Genomic DNA, 16012 nt, shown 5'->3' on the forward strand with positions numbered 1-16012 from the left:
AGCTCTATAAAAGCCAAATTTAACTGATAAATTTAACCTACTTGCTTGCCCTTTCTCAAATTTTTACCCCTGCTCTTGTTGTATAAATTTAGCGGCGATGTGCTTTTTACGCACAGGGGCATAAGCGGTCCAGCGATACTAAACGCCTCACTTTTTTGGCAAAAGGGGAGAATTTGCATAAATTTCTTGCCTAAATTTAGTGAGAAAAATTTAGTAAATGGCAAAAAACAGCTTAGCTCGGTTTTGCCTTTGCCAAAGAGATTTGTACTGGAGTTTTTAAGAAATTTTGGCTTAAAAGATAGGGCATTTTATGAATTTAGTGATGAAGAAAAAAGCATCATAAAAAGGCTTTTTGCTTACAATTTTGCCCCTGCTGGGACCTTTGGCTTTGAAAGGGCAGAAGTTACAAAAGGTGGTGTCAAAAGCGAGTTTTTGGATGAAAATTTAGAGAGTAAAAACGTAAAAGGGCTTTATTTTATAGGCGAAGTTTTAGATATTACTGGTATGCTTGGCGGATACAACTTGCATCTAGCCTTTGCAAGTGCTCTAAAAGTAGCAAGTGCTTTAAATTTAAAGAGTAGGATTTAGCTCGTGGCAGCCAAAACTGCCACTAAATTTATTATTTCTCGCTTAGATACTCTTGCAAGCTTTTTACTTCAAGTGCCTTGCCAGTTTGAACTGTGCTTAGAGACTTAGCAGCTGCGAGTGCTGCGCGGATGGTTGTAAAATATGGAATTTTAAATCTAAGCACATTTTGGCGTATCTTTTTGCCATCATCCACGCTTGATTTTGTATCGCTTGTATTTATAACAAGTGCGATGTCACCGTTTTTAAGCCTATCTTCGACGTTTGGTCTGCCCTCGCTTATCTTATAGACGAACTCAGCCTCCACGCCAGCTTCGCTTAAGTGTGATATTTATAAATTCTTGCTTCTTTTTAATGCCTACAAAATCCCTTGTTAGTAAATTTTAAAACTTATATGTAAAGATAGGTCTAAATTTACTAAAAGTAAGGATTGCCTAGATCAACGATCATAGAAAAATAGTTACATATATTTTTTTGATATGAAGTTATAAAGTCTATTTAGAATGTTTTTATGGTAAGTGAAAATTAAAAATTTTTATCAATAAATTTATATTTAAAATAGTATCAGGCTCAAGAGTTTTAATAAACTTTCACTATTAAACTTCTTTGATAAAGCTAACAACCTCATGTGGATTTGTAAATATATGCTCGCTAAACTGCCTTAAATCAGACTCTTTGCCATATCCGCATGTAAGTCCAACTCCAGTTATTAAAGCGGCTTTGGCAGCCTTTAGATCCATGATGGTATCGCCAACCATAAAGGCATTATCTTTTCCTTTGCCTAGTCTCTTTAAAGCTAAATTTATAGGTTCCGGATCTGGTTTTGGATTTACGACATCATCTCGTCCGACAACCGTTTTTATAAATTTCATAACGCCTAAATGCCCTAACAAAATGATAGAAAATTTTGATGTCTTTGTCGTAACAACACCAACATCAGCAAATGTGCTAGCTTCTTTTAAAGCGTCCATAGCACGCGGTAAAAGCACGGTCTCATCTAAATAAATCTTCTCGTAGCAAGCCTTATACTCTTTTACGTATTCACCTATTAAATTCTTCTTGGCACCAAGTTTTTCAAACATTATTTCAAGCGGATATCCTACTAGCGATTTTAGTGCATCATGATCAGACTCTTTCTTGTCGTGAGCTAAAAACGCCGCATCAAAACCTTTTAAAATAGCAGAAGTAGAATCTATAAGTGTGCCGTCTAAGTCAAAAAGTATAGTTTTTTTCATGATATTCTCCGCAGAAATAAAAAAGGGCTCAGCCGAAGCCAAGCCCTAAAGAAGTAATTTTAAATAGTAAAATTATTTGTTGAAAGTAGCTTCAACACGTCTGTTTTCAGCGCGACCTTCTTTAGTTTTGTTTGTAGCGATTGGTTTAAGTTCGCCGTAACCAACTGTAGAAATTTTAGCTTTTTCTACGCCGTAACCAGCAAGAACCTCAGCCACTGCTTTTGCTCTTTTTTCAGATAGTTTTTGGTTGTAAGCTTCTGTACCAATGCTATCAGTGTGTCCTGCAAGTACAACTTTATAATCTGGGTGTTCGCCCATAAAGTCAGCTACTTTTTTGATCTCAGCTGCATATTTTGGTCCAACTTTATAGCTATCAAATGCGAAGTTAACATCTAGATCTCTAAGAACGATAACTTTTTCACATCCTCTTTCGTCAACAACTACACCAGCTGGAGTGTTAGGGCATTGATCGATATCGTTTGGCACGCCATCGTTGTCATCATCAAGAACTGGAGCTGGAGCTGCTGCTGGAGCTACTGGAGCTGCTGCTACAACTGGAGCTGCTTTTGAATCAAGACCGATGCCAAAGCCTAGTGAATAGAATAGGTTGTGATCAGCATGCTCAAATTTGATAGCGTCTCTTGCCTCTGCTTTAAGAGCAAATCTATCAGTTACTTGGTATCTTAAACCAAGACCGTATTGACCAAAACCACCATCTTCATTTTTAACAAAAATAGCTGGAACATCTTCATAACCAGCACCGATTAAACCATATAGGCTAACTGGTCCAAAGTCAACGATATTTTTTACAAGGTTTGCGTGGTATCTAAGAGCTCTACCCTCTCTTACAACGTTGCCTGTTCTCTCTTTTAGTTTTTGAGAGTAATCAACACCAAGCTCAACTTGATCAAAGAAGAAATCTTCAAGGTTTCTAGCCGCTCTAATACCAACAAAGTTGTGGTCTTTTACACGTAGATTTCCTTCTGGGTGAACACCACCAATAGTTGGAGTGATCTCATAGTTGTATGCTGCGTTAGACGCAAAAACCGCTGTTGCGGCAACCATAGCTAAAGCAATCTTTTTCATAATAGAATTCCTTTCAAATAGGGTTTATTTTAAAGTGGTTTTATTTTAACTAAAAAAATATAAACCAACTCTAAATTCTAATTTAATTAATAATGTAAATCTGAAATTTACACAACCTAAATTTTGCAAATGCAAAAGCACTTGCAAAAAACCATTAACGTTTAGAGAATTGTGGGCTTCTTCTAGCCTTTCTTCTACCAAATTTCTTACGTTCAACAACACGAGAATCTCTAGTTAGCAAGCCTTTTGGTTTAAGAGCTGCTCTAAAATCAGCATCCATGTCAGCTAAAGCACGTGAAATGCCGTGTCTTAAAGCCTCAGCTTGTGCTGAATAACCGCCACCTAAAGTTGTAGCTACTACGTCTATTAAACTCTCTTGTTTTGTTACTAAAAGTGGTTGAATAACTTTAAGCTTGATAGCCTCGTGACCGCCAAGCCAAGTGTTAAGATCCATGCCATTTACTACGATTTTACCGCTTCCAGACTTTATCCAAACCTTTGCTACGGCAGTTTTTCTTTTACCAGTTGCATAAACTTTTGCCATAATTATTTTCCTTCTTTTTTAGCTATTTGTGCCGTATGAGGATGCTCACTGCCAGCATAAACTTTTAGTTTTTTTATCATCTCTCTTCCAAGTTTTGTCTTTGGAAGCATGCCACGAACAGCTAATTTAAATAGTTTTTCTGGCTTATTTGCTATCAAATCGCCAAATTTCTCGCTCTTTACGCTACCAAAATATCCTGAGTGTCTGTGATAAAGTTTATCTTCAGCTTTGTTATTACCAGTAAATTCTACTTTAGAAGCATTTATGATGATAACATAGTCGCCACAATCTACGTTTGGCGTGAAGCATGGTTTGTTTTTGCCACGAAGTATAGTTGCTACCTCAGTTAGCAATCTACCAAAGCGCTTACCAGCTGCATCAACTACGATCCAGTCTCGCTTAACTTCGTTTGGCTTTGTTATTTTTGTCATTTTCTTACCTTTGCCAAGTTAATTTTTGAGTTGTGATTGTATTTAAACAATGCTTTAATAAAGCTTAAATTAAGTAGCGTTTAAACTTCAATATATGAAATTTTGCCTTCAAGTGCGTAGAAGATGACGGCGATTATACTATGTTTTTCATAAAATTTAGCGAGTGCATCTTTATACTCTTTTACCTGTTTTTTGTTCTCTTCTATGTTTTTTTCTGTCGTTTTATAATCAATCACGCAAATTTCTCGCTCATTAAAGCAAAAAAGATCCATCTGTTTTAGCTCATTTTTTACTTTAAATGGCTGCTCTTTATAAATTTCCTTACCCTTTATGCACTCTATAAATTTTGGCTCACTTATAAGCATTTTTGCCCTAGTAAGGGCATCTTCAAGGACTTCAAGCGGCAAAAATTTATGAAATTTATTTAGCATCAAATTCTTAGCTTTTTCTAGTGAAATTTCATCAAATTTTTCGCTCATCTCAAGCAGATAGTGAAGCGCCAGGCCAAAATATATCGCGCTTAAATTTTTCCCGCTCGTCTTTTGCTCTTTCGCCTCAACCTCTTGCCTCTCTATCTTTAAAATTTCAGGCATTTTCTCATCTTTTTTTAGCTCTTTTTGCTCGCTCTTGCTAGGCAAAATTTTGCCGAAGCTAAACTCTTTTAGATCGAGATAGTCGCTTGCTTCGCTCTTGTCGCTTCTTGTGTAAAATGAAAAAAAGCTTGGACTATTTCCGCTTGGGACGGCTTGCTTGATGATGATGAGCGACTTTGTTGCCCTTGTGAATGCGACGTAAATTTTATTGATATTTTCTTGCTTTTCAAGCTCTTTCATCTGCTCTAAAACGATTGCATAATCGCTATCAAAATTCTCTCTGCCTGAAATTTTACTCTTTACGATCCACTCGCCCTTTTCGCTGTATTCGGTTATGAAATTTGAGTCATCTCCCCTGCCCTTGCTCATCATGTCGCAAACTATGACGTGAGCAAACTCAAGCCCTTTTGACTTATGCACGGTCATCACTCTCACGCCGTCGCTACTTTTTGGGCTGATCTTTGAGCTAAAGTTTTCAAGGTTAAATATAAAATCACTTAAATTTTTATACCCTGCGCTTAGCTCAAACAGCCTCAAGATATCAACGTCTGCCATACTTATGCCTAAATTTTTCGCTAAGTAAAATAGGCTATTTGTAGCGCTTTCTTCAGGCTTTATATTTAGTTTTTTGACGCTTGCATTTACTAGCGCTTTTACATTTTTCTCATAAATTTCTTCTTTAAATAGGCAAAATTTCGCATACTCGATGATCGCTGCAACAAGTGGCGTTCTTTTTAGCTCCAAAGTACCTTCATTGACGCTTTTTATCCCTTCACTGCTAAGCACTTCTGAGATGAGACTAATGTCGCTATTTTTCCAGCAAAGCACGGTTATATCGCTTGCATTTACACCAGCTTTTAAAAGCTCACTTGCTTGCGAAACGACCACACCTGCGATATCTTCATCGCTTAGCACACGCAAGTAGCCGTAGTCGTCTTTTTCTACTTCAAAGTATGCACACTCGCCGCTTACTGCGTAGCCTAGTGTCTCATCTTTTTTAGCTGGCTCTTGAGGCTCAAAACTAAGCCCATATCTGTGATAAATTTCTTCAAAAACGGCGTTATTAAATTTCACCAACGCCTTTAAACTTCGGTAGTTGCTTGGTAAATTTTCTATATCTATCTGGCTAAAATCATCTCCCAGCTTGTCAAAAAGCTCCTTTTTACCACCCCTAAATTTATATATGCTCTGCTTTGTATCGCCCACATAAAAAAAGCTTCCAAGCCCGTTTTGACCGTATCCAGAGACGATTTCAGCGATTAGCGGTAAGATGATCTCATACTGGATCACGTTTGTATCTTGAAACTCATCGACTAAGAGGTGATTTATCCTGCCATCAAGCCTAAAATAAAGCGCCTCTTTGTCCAGGCTTTGCACCAAAAGCTTAAAAACCAGCTTGTTTATATCAGCAAAACTTAGCGCATTTATCTCCTTGTTTAGCTCTAAATTTGAAGCCTTATAAAGCTTTAATAGCTTACTAAAGCCACTTAGCCTATACTTTTCGACCTCTAGGATGTAGTTTTTCGCAGCCTCTTTTAGCTCGTTAAATAGCCTATCAAGCTCAGGGGTATAAATTTTGCTAAAAGTGCGGTAGTCTAGGCTTTGCCTAGCAAAAACCTTACTCTTAAATAGCTCAAATAAATTTTGCTCGCCAAATGTCTTTTTAGCCACATCGCTAGCGCCATTTTGCAAGGCTATATGCTCATTTAACGCCCTTTGCGCCGCCCTTACCTTGCTATCATCTGGATAGCTTGCGCCACTATCTTTTAGCTCTCCGCCAAAGCTCTCATAAAATTTCGCCAAAGTCTGCGAAAAACTAGCCTCTTTTTGGCTTGAGATGATCATCATTAAGGCTAGCTCGCTAAGAAGCTTTTTATCCTTGCTCGCCTCTTTTACAAATTTTTTCCACGCCATATCTTGCAAGCTATCTTGCACGCTGTAATCAGGGCTAATGCCTAAATTTTGGCTAAATTTCTTTAAAATCCCAGAGAAAAACGCATCAAATGTATAAATTTTTAGCTCACTTTGCAAAAAGACGCCAAGCCTCTCATCTCGCCTTTTTATCGCCTCGTCTTGGCTTATATCAAGCTCCGCGCACACCGCTTCAAGTTCGCCTTTTTTGTTTTGCAAGTCCAAAAAAGTGGCGATTATGCGCTCTTTCATCTCGTTTGCTGCTTTTTTTGTAAAAGTTAGAGCGACGATCTCGTTTATATTTTCACCTCGAAGCATCAAAGCGATGTAACGAACGCTCAGCGCAAAGGTCTTACCGCTTCCAGCGCTTGCTTTTAGGGCTAAAAAATTTTTCATAACTCTCTCCTGCAAAGTGTAGCGTATTCGCAAAATGCGCAAGCACCGCTCTTTCTTTCAAAATTTATCTTGGTTTTGTTTATGGCTTTTAGCTTTTCTATCTCGCCGCTTAGATCCTCTACGCTTTTTTTCGAGCTAACTAAGCTAGGCTCGTTTTTTAGGGTATAGTAAGCACTTCGCACCTTGCCACCGTAAAGCGCCTCGTAAAAGGCAAGCTGGAGCGAATTTACATTTGCTTCGCCTGTTTTATAATCAAGTATAAGCACGTCGCCGCTTGCGTCCGCATCGATCCTATCGATAAATCCCTTTATCTGCACGCCACAAAACTCGCTTTGCATCTCTTTTTCGCACTCAAGCACCCTAAAACCAGCCCTAAAACGAGCGTTTTCATAAATTTCATACTCTTTAAATTTATGCGTCCAAATTTCAAACTCAAGTGGCGTAAGATTTTGCCTTGCTAGCATCTCTTTAAAAACGGCTAGATCAAAGGTGTTATTTTGCTTATAAAATTCGCTCGTGTAATACTCAAAAAGTGCGCTATGAACGCTATTTCCTTGTTTTGTACCAAGCTCTTTTGCTACGCCTTTTGCAGGCTTTATGCCAGCTATCTTTGTGTAGTAGTATTTTCTTGGGCAGGTTAGAAATAAATTTAGCGTCGAAAACGAGAGTGGGTTTGTGAAAAAATCATGCTCTAAAACGATCTCATCATCCTTTAAATTTAAGCTCGCCTCTCCCTTTAAAAATAGCTTCAAATAGGCCTCGTCGCTAAAATTTTCATCTTTTATCGTTTTGAAATTTTTTAAAAATCTTGAAGGTATGCTCTCCTCATTTACGCAGCAGCTTATCGCCACTTTTTTGGCGTTATTTATGAGGCTTTCGTAGTAAAATCTCTGCAAATTTTCACGCTCCACATAGCTTATAAGCCCCGCTTTTTGCCTCACTTTTGAGTTTAAAAACATCTCATTTGCGCTTCTTGCTGGGATGAAATTGTCGTTAAAATCAACTATGATGACGCCATCAAATTTCATCCCACGGCTCTCTAGCATGCCCATGACGCTGATCTTTCCGCCGCCCACGTCGTCGATGCTTAGGCGCGAGATATTTAGCAAGAAAATTTCACTTAGCTGCTTTAGGCTAAAGCTAAAATACCTGCATAAATTCTCCATCCTAAAAAGCTCAAGTGCGAGCTTCTCTTCGCATCTTGGCTCATTTTCAAGCACCAAAAGCTCATCTATTAGCTCTTTAAATTTAGCAAATTCACACAGCTCAAAATAGCTAGCCTTAAATTTCTTAAAAAGCTGCTCACTCACGCCAAATTCGCTCAAAATAAAGCCAAGCTCCTCGTAGCTCTCACACTTACTTTGATCAAAAACTGGGCTTGCTTCTTCGTTGATCGCTCTTGTGATGTAGTAAAGTGCTTCATAAAATTTTGTATTTTTAAAGCTCTCGCCCATGGCGTAGTTAAAAATTTTAGCACCATCATGAAGCCTTAAAATCTCGCTAAAGCCCTCATCTGGCAAGATAACAGCGATATTTTCAGGTTTTATGCCCTCACGCACAAACTCGCTCGCCTTTGCCATAGCATAGGCGCACTGCAAGCTTCTTGTGGCAAATTCTCTTACTAAAACTGGCTCAAATTTTGTGATATTTTCTAGACAGACTAGCTCGTTTGTATTTAAATTTAGCTCATATTTTTTATAGTTTTCAAACTCGCTAATGGCTGAAATTTGCCTTATCTTATCGATAAGTTTTTTATTAAAAATACTAGTTTGAAAGATGATCTTTAGCGTGGTTAGTTTTGAAATTTTCTCTAAAATTTCCCACTCAAACTCGCTTAAAATGCCATCAATGTGCAGTGAAATTTCACTAAAACTTCTTATGTAAGCTTCATTTATCGAGTAAATTTTTGGCAAGGTTATATCATCATAAAGATCCTCTTTATCAAGTAAGCTCTCATACTCTTTTAAAACCGCTTCAAGGATGCTTAGATGCTCCTCAAAATCAGCGTAAATGTCGTTAAATTTAATATCTGCAATGCTCTTTTTGCTGATGACAAGCTCTTTAAAAAACGAAAAAAGATAGTCGTTGTTTTTCAAAAACCCAAAAAACTCAGTTGGGATTTTAAGCACCGAATTTGCCTCTTTGACGCTGGCACAGGCTCTGTTCATAAGCACCAAAGCGTAGGTGCTGTCAATCTCAAAGCGGCCATTTACAAAAACAGCTTTTTTATAAAACTCTGCGATGCTTAGACTTTTTGGAATTAGCTCGTCATTAAAACCAGCGTTAAATTCCCTGATCTTACGCGAGTTTGTAAAGACGAAAAGTTGATTTAGATTGCGCATTTTACTCTCTTAAATTTTTAAAAAATGATAGCCAAAAGCTGATAAAAGAGCGCTTTTTCTCACTTAAAGCAAGCTTTGAAAATTTTTCTAAATTCATTAAAATTTTAAGCCTTAAACTGCCTGGGGATACAATCTAAAAAAGGAGCAAAAATGCATAAAGAGTTAAATAGATCTGGCTTTTACTACGGCTTTCCGGTTTTATTTGCCACTACAAAAGATGAAAAAGGGCGAGATGATATCACCGTGCTTTCGTCGTCTTGGACGCTAGGAGATAGCGTGGTGCTTGGTATCGGAGTTGATAACAAAGGCTATAAAAATATCCAAAATGGCTCAGACATCACGCTAAATTTATGTGATGAGAGCTTGCTTGAAGCTATAAAGAAGATAGAAAAACTAACTGGTGATGAGGACGTGCCAGAAGAGAAAAGAGCCCTTGGATACAGCTACGAAAGTGATAAATTTAAGGTGGCAAATTTGCACAAAGAACCTGGCATAAACGCAAAAAGCGTGCGCATAAAAGAGTGCAAGATACAGATAGAAACGATCGTAGAAAAGTGCGAGATAAAGGAGTGGTTTTGCATCGTCACTTGCAAGATAGTTGGCATCTTTGTGGATGAAAGATTATTAAAAGATGAAAAGCTAGATACTAAAAAATACTCGCCACTTATCTATAAATTTAAAGAGTACGTTGCAACTAGCAAGCGTTTGGGCTTAAATTTTGGCTTTAAAGAGGTTTGATCTAGCATTTAGCCAAATTCGCCCGAATTTTATGCGAGCGTAAAAATACGCTATAATCGCCAAATTTTATAAAAAGGAAGCAAAATGGGCGGAATAAAAGAGTTTTTAAAACACGAAGCCAGCGGCGGGATTTTGCTGATGATCGCTACGGTCGCGGCGCTACTGTGTCAAAATACGTTTTTGAGCGATTTTTACAACGAATTTTTAAATACCAAATTTACCATGAGCTTCGGCGAATACGGACTAAGCAAACCCCTGATCTTGTGGGTGAACGACGGGTTGATGGCGGTATTTTTCTTTCTCATCGGACTTGAGCTAAAGCGCGAGGTGCTGGAGGGCGAGCTAAAAAATCCGTCGCAAATCGCGCTGCCAGCGATCGGCGCGGCAGGCGGCCTGATAGTGCCTGCGGCTATCTTCTATCTTTTTACGAAGCACGACTCCTTCGCGCTTGGCGGCTGGGCGATACCGACGGCGACGGATATCGCGTTTGCTCTGGGGATTTTGAGCCTACTCGGGCCTCGCGTACCGACTAGTTTAAAAATTTTCCTCATGACGCTAGCGATCGTCGACGACCTTTGCGCGATCGTGATTATCGCGCTATTTTACACGAGCGAGCTTAGCGCCCAAATGCTTGCGGTCGCGAGCGTTTGTCTAGCCGCGCTTTTTGTGCTAAACAGACTCGGCGTAAAGAGCAAGGCGGCGTATCTGATCGTAGGTGCGGTGATGTGGGTAGCGGTGCTAAAATCAGGCGTTCACGCCACGCTTGCCGGCGTCGTGGCGGCCTTTTTCATACCGCTTAGCTTTAAAGACGAGCCGGGCAAATCTATGCTAAAAAGCATCGAGCACGACCTGCACGGCTGGGTAGCGTTTGGCGTGCTGCCGATATTTGCCTTCGTAAACGCAGGCATCTCACTGCGAGGCGTCGGACTGGACGAGATTTTGTCTCCGGTCGCGCTAGGCACGGCGCTGGGGCTTTTCGTCGGCAAGCAAATCGGAGTATTTGGATTTAGCTTTTTAGCGATCAAATTTAAGCTAGCCAAGCTGCCCGAGGGGTCAAATTTCATCCAGCTTTACGGCATTGCCGTGCTTTGCGGCGTAGGATTTACGATGAGCCTTTTCGTTAACGGCCTAGCCTACAACGACACGGACGCCTTTGCCTACACCGACAAGCTCGCTATCTTGCTAGGTTCGGTAGTTTCGGGTGCCGCGGGGTTTATATTGCTTAAATTTAGCGCCAAAAACTAAAGCGCGCGCATAAAAGAGTGCAAGATACAGATAAAAACGATCGTAGAAAAGTGCGAGATAAAGGAGTGGTTTTGCATCGTTACTTGCAAGATAGTTGGCATATTTGTGGATGAAAATTTACTAAAAGATGAAAAGATCGATACTAAAAATTGGTCGCCTCTAATCTATAAATTTAAAGAGTATGTTAAAACTGGCAAGCGTTTGGGCTTAAATTTTGGTTTTAAAGAGGTTTGATCTAGCGTTTAGTAAAATTTATTTGTTTTTAACTTTGGCTAAAAAACTTTTGGGTACAAATTTAGTCTATTTTGTAGCGTTAAAATCAAATTTATAATATCTCGTATCTTGCTTGTCGCTAAGCCTTAAAAGTAGCTGCCACCTGCCCTCTTTTAGGCTAACGCTCTCGCTTACAAGCTCATTTTCTTGCCATGAGGCGTTTAATGTTTTGTTATCTTTGTTTGTTTGTGGGCGGGTTAGTAAAATTTCATAGCTAGGGCTTGAAATTTCACCGTTTTTTGGCGTTAAAAGAAATTTAAATTTGCCCTGCAAGCCTTTAAATTCTGGCTCAAATTTAAGCTCAAATTTCTTATCAAACCTAGCCTCACTCTCTTTTATAAATGTGATGTTTTCATCGACACTTTGGTGACTTTGCATATAAGCACTATCCATCTCGACTGGGTTGTTGATCGCAACAACGATGGTTGCGACGCAAGCTAAGATGATAGCTACTATGCTAAGCACGATGCCATAAGGCCAAAAGCTCTTTTTAGCCATTTTTTACCTTTTTATAAAAGATGATGAGAATGAAAAATGCGATCAAGCCGTAGATAAAAATTCGCAGGAAATTTAAGGTCGTTTTGTTTGAGCTGCCGATACCGCTTTCTAGCTTTAAATTTAAGCTCCCAGCGATCTGCTCGGCGATATCTGCGTAGCCGTTTAAGATAGCGGCGTTATAGACATCTTTGCCGTTTTTTGAGACTAAAATGGGGATGATTGTGCCTGATTCTGGATTTACGCTTAAAATTTGCTCCTTGTTAAAGAGCTTTGAAGTGTTTGTATCGCTAAAAATTTCAACCTTTTGCTTATCTTTTATGAGCGCTAAGAAGACAAATGGCGAGCTTAAATTTTGCTCTTTAAAAAGCATGCCAAGCTCGCCATCTTTATATACGCCAACTACTAAATTTATGCCGCTTTTTTGATAAAGCTCGTCTCCTATCTCATTTAGCTTTTGGCTCACTTTTTGGCTTAAAATTTCATCATCATTGATAACAAAATTTGCACCCCAAGCCAAATTTTGCCAGAACAAAATGATAAAAATGAGTGCAAATTTCTTCAAATTTAGCCTACAAAGAGGTGATTTGGTGTAAGCACTGACCACGCACAAATGGCGCCTGCGACGATTATTAGCAGGATAATGGCTTTTTCTATTATGCCTAGCATCACTTCTCCTTTACAATGACATGTTTAGCGTTATCTACGCTCTTCATCTCGATGCTAGCTGCATCTTTTAGTGAGTAAGGCTTGGTTGCGACCTCTTTTTGCAAGCCGATGCCAACGTAAGTAAGCACTGCTAGGATAGAGAGCAAAAGCACCACCGCTATTAAAAACCCGCTAATGCCATTTAAGGCAAAGATGTTTCTATTTTTATTTTCCATTATTCGCCCTTTGATAGCGATATGACGTACTCGCCAACTGCGCTTTGCTGGATCTCGTTTAGCCTGCCATCATTAAATTTAGGCATAGTGCCGATCGCTCCTTTTTTGCCGCGATTTAGCACGTCAGCCACAAAACCGGCCGAGCCATATTTGCTAAGATCAACCGACATGCCATCCATGCCCTTGCCATCTTCGCCGTGACACGACGCACAAGCTGCATAAAGCTCTTTGCCAGTGGCTACTAAATTTTCATTTTTAGTGCTTTTTATAGCGCTTATCTCTTTAGCTACGTATGCTGCGATCGCCTTTGCGCCATCAGCGTCAGCTAAACCTGCTGGCATCTCACCCATAGGATAATCAAGCCCTTTTGAGCCATTAAGTATAGTCTCAACTATGCCTTTTTCGCTACCCCAAATTTGTAAATTTGCAGCCTTGCCGCCTATGCCATCGCCTGTTATGCCGTGACATGCTGAACACTGCACGAGATATATGCTCTCGCCCATAGCGTGAAGCGTCTCTTTGCTTGGATTTGCATACTCTTTTTCAAATTTGGCATTTGCTTCCTTAACCTCTTTGTTATACTCGCCGATTTGTGAGTAAGAATTTAAAGGATAGCCAAGTAAATAGTACCAAATAGCCCAAATAAGCGTTAATAGAAAAACAACTGCCCAGCCAAATGGGACTGGATTTTTGTATTCTCCTATGCCGTCCCAGTTGTGCTCGCTAAGCTCAACGCTCTCATCTTTTTTAACCTTCATCTGCCCAACATACCTACCAGCTACAACGATGGTAAGCACGATGATTAGAGCCGCTCCTATTAGAGCTAGTAAATTTACATTATCTTCTAAATTTAGCCATTGCATACGCTCTCCTTTGTAGCCTTACGCTCTAAAATTTCGCCACCGATCTCATCGTTAAGCGCTAGTTTTGAGTATTTCTCGTAGTTTCTTCTGCCAGTTTTTTCGCTCTTATAAAGATGAAAAAAGTAGGCATACAAAGTGATCGCCAAAAATGCCGTCAAGAAAAAATAGCCATAAGCTTGAAACTCTCTAATGTTTTCCATCTCTCGCTCCTACTTTAGGCTGTTTAGATAAGCGATAAGTGCTACGATCTGGCGAATTTCACCTTTTGCAAAAGCACTTTTTACCTGCTCATCTTTCATATTTTCAACGATAGCTGCAGCCTCAGCCTTGACGTTAGCATTAGTCTGCTCTAGCGTGCCAAGTGCTGGCATATCTTTTTCGTCATAAGGCGTATTAAAGACCTTTTTAACAGTTAGGGCTTCAGCGTATGCAGTCTCGATATCAGCATTTTTCTTAAATAAAAATGGATATGCTGGCATAATCGAGCCTGGCACTACTGAGGCTGGATTTAGCATGTGATTTTCATGCCAGTCAGTCGTTCTATAGTTGCCCACACGCATAAGATCTGGTCCTGTTCTTTTTGAGCCCCAAAGGTGCGGACGATCATATGCAAACTCGCCACTTAGCGAATACATACCGTATCTATCGGTCTCTGCTTTAAACGGACGGATCATTTGAGAGTGGCAAGTGTTGCAGCCATTTTGCATATAGATATTTTTACCAGCTAGCTCCAAAACGGTGTAAGGCTTTGTGCCCTCAAGCGGTCTAGCTCTGTTTGCAAAGTCTGGCAAAATTTCAACTATGCCAGCGTAAGCGATAACAACAAATACGCAAACCGCAAAAAAGAATGGATTTTTTTCTAACCAAGCAAACATCACATCACCTCCGCACTAGCTTTTGCCCCGCCACCCATTGGCGAAGCGCTTTTTGGCTCTGCTAAGATAGCTTTAGCAGAAGTTGATTTGTAGATGTTATAAGCAAACATCAAGAAGCCAACTAGATAAAGAAGTCCGCCAATAGCCCTTATATAGTAGTATGGGATAAGCACAACTACCGTGTCTATAAACGAGTAGAGTAAATTTCCATAGCTATCAGTCGCTCTCCACATCATACCTTGTGTGATACCAGCGATCCACATAGACGCAAAGTATAAAACAATACCTGTTGTTTGTATCCAAAACTGAGCTTCCATTAGCGACTTTGAGTAAATTTCACGCTTAAATACACGTGGTGTCATGTGATAAAGCGCTGCCATAGTCATAAAGCCAACCCAGCCAAGTGCGCCGTCATGAACGTGTCCTGGCACCCAGTCAGTATAGTGAGCTAGGGCATTTACTGATTTAATCGCTAAAATCGGACCTTCTAGTGTTGAAAACATATAAAATGTTGAAGCTAGAATCATAAATTTAATAAGTGGGCTCTCACGCAGTTGTGTCCATTCACCTTTCATCGTAAGAAGGATATTTATCGCTGAACCCCATGAAGGAAGTATCAAAACGATAGAAAAGACAGAGCCCATAGTCTGCATCCAATCAGGTGTAGCAGTATATATCAAATGGTGACCGCCAGCCCAAAGATAGATAAACATCAGACCCCAAAACGAAAATAGCGATAATTTATATGAAAATATCGGCTGGCCGCTCTCTTTTGGCAAGAAATAATAAATTTGAGCGATGATAGCCACTGTAAAGACGAATGCAACTGCGTTGTGTCCGTACCACCACTGAACCAAAGCATCGTTTGAGCCAGCGTACATAGAGACAGAGTGTAACCATGAGCCATATCCGCTAACAAGTCTTGTTGGAACTTCCATATTATTAAAGAGATATAGCATCGCAACGCCTAAAAATGTAGCGATGTAGTACCAAACTGAGATATAAAGTGTCTTTTCACGGCGGATACCAATGAGGCCAAATATACTAACACCCCAAAGCACCCAAACAACAACCACTGCGATATCTAGTGGCCACTCAAGCTCGGCGTACTCTTTCGCTGTGCTCTCGCCCATAAAAAGCGTAACAACAGCTAAAATCATAACAAGCATATATAGCCAAAAGTGAAGCTTGCCAATAAACATCAAAAATGGCGACTCGCTCATCGAGACCTTTAAAACACGCTGTCCGATGTAGTACCAAGTGGCAAAGATGCCTGAGAGCATGAAGCCAAAGATGATGCCGTTAGTATGAAGAGGACGCAACCTCCCAAACGCCGAATATTCGCCGGCTATGTAGTTAAGCTCTGGACAGGCCATTTGAAAAGCTATAACTACGCCAACAACCATGCCTATGATACCAAAGAGTATCGTGGCAAACATAAATAGCTTTGCTACACTATAATCATAGTGTAGTAGCTGAGATGGTCGCATAAAATATCCTCCTAGTTAAATTTATA

General features: G+C 39.8%; 17 protein-coding genes and 1 pseudogene. 4 read left to right on the forward strand and 14 right to left on the reverse strand.

Annotation, left to right across the window (positions count from 1 at the left end):
• Positions 1-78: 78 nt before the first annotated feature.
• Positions 79-588, forward strand: a complete 510-nt coding sequence (locus tag G6W42_RS07795) for an NAD(P)/FAD-dependent oxidoreductase (RefSeq protein ID WP_194173573.1) — start codon at positions 79-81, stop codon at positions 586-588.
• 31 nt (positions 589-619) lie between these two features.
• Here G6W42_RS07795 and G6W42_RS07800 read toward each other — a convergent pair.
• The 7 genes and pseudogenes from G6W42_RS07800 to G6W42_RS07830 all read right to left on the reverse strand — a co-directional run.
• Positions 620-907, reverse strand: a pseudogene (locus tag G6W42_RS07800) (hypothetical protein); the annotation flags it as partial.
• A gap of 274 nt (positions 908-1181) precedes the next feature.
• Entirely contained in the window at positions 1182-1820 is a 639-nt protein-coding gene (locus tag G6W42_RS07805) for an HAD family hydrolase (protein ID WP_194173574.1), read from the reverse strand.
• Positions 1821-1892: 72 nt separating this feature from the next.
• A complete protein-coding gene (locus G6W42_RS07810) occupies positions 1893-2906 on the reverse strand; it encodes an OmpA family protein (RefSeq protein ID WP_194173575.1) in 1014 nt (337 codons plus the stop codon).
• A 154-nt stretch (positions 2907-3060) separates the two neighbouring features.
• The gene (gene rpsI, locus G6W42_RS07815) at positions 3061-3450 is read right to left on the reverse strand and encodes a 30S ribosomal protein S9 (protein WP_002939337.1); all 390 of its coding nucleotides are present in this window, start codon (positions 3448-3450) and stop codon (positions 3061-3063) included.
• Between the two features lie 2 nt (positions 3451-3452).
• Positions 3453-3881: a 50S ribosomal protein L13 gene (gene rplM / locus G6W42_RS07820; protein ID WP_002939292.1), complete on the reverse strand. Its 429-nt coding sequence runs from the start codon at positions 3879-3881 to the stop codon at positions 3453-3455.
• A gap of 80 nt (positions 3882-3961) precedes the next feature.
• Entirely contained in the window at positions 3962-6781 is a 2820-nt protein-coding gene (locus G6W42_RS07825) for a RecB-like helicase (RefSeq protein WP_194173576.1), read from the reverse strand.
• Positions 6778-9123: a PD-(D/E)XK nuclease family protein gene (locus G6W42_RS07830; RefSeq protein ID WP_194173577.1), complete on the reverse strand. Its 2346-nt coding sequence runs from the start codon at positions 9121-9123 to the stop codon at positions 6778-6780. Before G6W42_RS07830 ends, G6W42_RS07825 begins: the two co-directional genes overlap by 4 nt.
• A 150-nt stretch (positions 9124-9273) precedes the next feature.
• Between G6W42_RS07830 and G6W42_RS07835 the strand changes: the two genes are divergently transcribed.
• The 3 genes from G6W42_RS07835 to G6W42_RS10680 all read left to right on the forward strand — a co-directional run bounded on the left by G6W42_RS07835 (position 9274) and on the right by G6W42_RS10680 (position 11340).
• The gene (locus tag G6W42_RS07835) at positions 9274-9861 is read left to right on the forward strand and encodes a flavin reductase (protein WP_194173578.1); all 588 of its coding nucleotides are present in this window, start codon (positions 9274-9276) and stop codon (positions 9859-9861) included.
• Between the two features lie 84 nt (positions 9862-9945).
• Entirely contained in the window at positions 9946-11106 is a 1161-nt protein-coding gene (gene nhaA, locus G6W42_RS07840; protein ID WP_194173579.1) for a Na+/H+ antiporter NhaA, read from the forward strand.
• A 105-nt stretch (positions 11107-11211) separates the two neighbouring features.
• Positions 11212-11340, forward strand: coding sequence for a hypothetical protein (locus G6W42_RS10680; protein WP_258031921.1), 129 nt, complete (start codon positions 11212-11214; stop codon positions 11338-11340).
• A gap of 66 nt (positions 11341-11406) precedes the next feature.
• On the opposite strand, the gene G6W42_RS07845 is transcribed toward G6W42_RS10680, so the two are convergent.
• The 7 genes from G6W42_RS07845 to ccoN form a co-directional block, all read right to left on the reverse strand.
• Complete coding sequence (locus G6W42_RS07845; protein WP_194173580.1) at positions 11407-11877, reverse strand: FixH family protein; 471 nt, start codon at positions 11875-11877, stop codon at positions 11407-11409.
• On the reverse strand, positions 11870-12439 hold the full coding sequence (locus tag G6W42_RS07850; protein WP_194173581.1) for a hypothetical protein: 570 nt from the start codon (positions 12437-12439) through the stop codon (positions 11870-11872). Before G6W42_RS07850 ends, G6W42_RS07845 begins: the two co-directional genes overlap by 8 nt.
• A gap of 103 nt (positions 12440-12542) precedes the next feature.
• The gene (locus G6W42_RS07855) at positions 12543-12758 is read right to left on the reverse strand and encodes a DUF4006 family protein (RefSeq protein WP_103634443.1); all 216 of its coding nucleotides are present in this window, start codon (positions 12756-12758) and stop codon (positions 12543-12545) included.
• Positions 12758-13621, reverse strand: a complete 864-nt coding sequence (locus G6W42_RS07860) for a cbb3-type cytochrome c oxidase N-terminal domain-containing protein (RefSeq protein WP_194173582.1) — start codon at positions 13619-13621, stop codon at positions 12758-12760. The genes G6W42_RS07855 and G6W42_RS07860 overlap by 1 nt, the downstream gene beginning before the upstream one ends.
• Complete coding sequence (locus tag G6W42_RS07865) at positions 13609-13821, reverse strand: cytochrome c oxidase, cbb3-type, CcoQ subunit (RefSeq protein ID WP_002939259.1); 213 nt, start codon at positions 13819-13821, stop codon at positions 13609-13611. Before G6W42_RS07865 ends, G6W42_RS07860 begins: the two co-directional genes overlap by 13 nt.
• 9 nt (positions 13822-13830) lie before the next feature.
• On the reverse strand, positions 13831-14496 hold the full coding sequence (gene ccoO, locus G6W42_RS07870) for a cytochrome-c oxidase, cbb3-type subunit II (RefSeq protein ID WP_103558642.1): 666 nt from the start codon (positions 14494-14496) through the stop codon (positions 13831-13833).
• On the reverse strand, positions 14496-15986 hold the full coding sequence (gene ccoN, locus G6W42_RS07875; RefSeq protein ID WP_194173583.1) for a cytochrome-c oxidase, cbb3-type subunit I: 1491 nt from the start codon (positions 15984-15986) through the stop codon (positions 14496-14498). The genes ccoO and ccoN overlap by 1 nt, the downstream gene beginning before the upstream one ends.
• Positions 15987-16012: the final 26 nt, after the last annotated feature.

The sequence above is a fragment of the Campylobacter concisus genome (genome assembly GCF_015230015.1).
Lineage (GTDB): Bacteria > Campylobacterota > Campylobacteria > Campylobacterales > Campylobacteraceae > Campylobacter_A > Campylobacter_A concisus_AF.

Coding starts and splice junctions, on each gene's coding strand:
- rpsI (WP_002939337.1), bottom strand. CDS start 3,450: ATGGCAAAAGTTTATGCAACTGGTAAAAGAAAAACTGCCGTAGCAAAG.
- ccoO (WP_103558642.1), bottom strand. CDS start 14,496: ATGTTTGCTTGGTTAGAAAAAAATCCATTCTTTTTTGCGGTTTGCGTA.
- G6W42_RS07865 (WP_002939259.1), bottom strand. CDS start 13,821: ATGGAAAACATTAGAGAGTTTCAAGCTTATGGCTATTTTTTCTTGACG.
- G6W42_RS07845 (WP_194173580.1), bottom strand. CDS start 11,877: ATGGCTAAAAAGAGCTTTTGGCCTTATGGCATCGTGCTTAGCATAGTA.
- rplM (WP_002939292.1), bottom strand. CDS start 3,881: ATGACAAAAATAACAAAGCCAAACGAAGTTAAGCGAGACTGGATCGTA.
- G6W42_RS07830 (WP_194173577.1), bottom strand. CDS start 9,123: ATGCGCAATCTAAATCAACTTTTCGTCTTTACAAACTCGCGTAAGATC.
- G6W42_RS07805 (WP_194173574.1), bottom strand. CDS start 1,820: ATGAAAAAAACTATACTTTTTGACTTAGACGGCACACTTATAGATTCT.
- nhaA (WP_194173579.1), top strand. CDS start 9,946: ATGGGCGGAATAAAAGAGTTTTTAAAACACGAAGCCAGCGGCGGGATT.
- G6W42_RS07835 (WP_194173578.1), top strand. CDS start 9,274: ATGCATAAAGAGTTAAATAGATCTGGCTTTTACTACGGCTTTCCGGTT.
- G6W42_RS07855 (WP_103634443.1), bottom strand. CDS start 12,758: ATGGAAAATAAAAATAGAAACATCTTTGCCTTAAATGGCATTAGCGGG.
- G6W42_RS07810 (WP_194173575.1), bottom strand. CDS start 2,906: ATGAAAAAGATTGCTTTAGCTATGGTTGCCGCAACAGCGGTTTTTGCG.
- ccoN (WP_194173583.1), bottom strand. CDS start 15,986: ATGCGACCATCTCAGCTACTACACTATGATTATAGTGTAGCAAAGCTA.
- G6W42_RS07825 (WP_194173576.1), bottom strand. CDS start 6,781: ATGAAAAATTTTTTAGCCCTAAAAGCAAGCGCTGGAAGCGGTAAGACC.
- G6W42_RS07860 (WP_194173582.1), bottom strand. CDS start 13,621: ATGCAATGGCTAAATTTAGAAGATAATGTAAATTTACTAGCTCTAATA.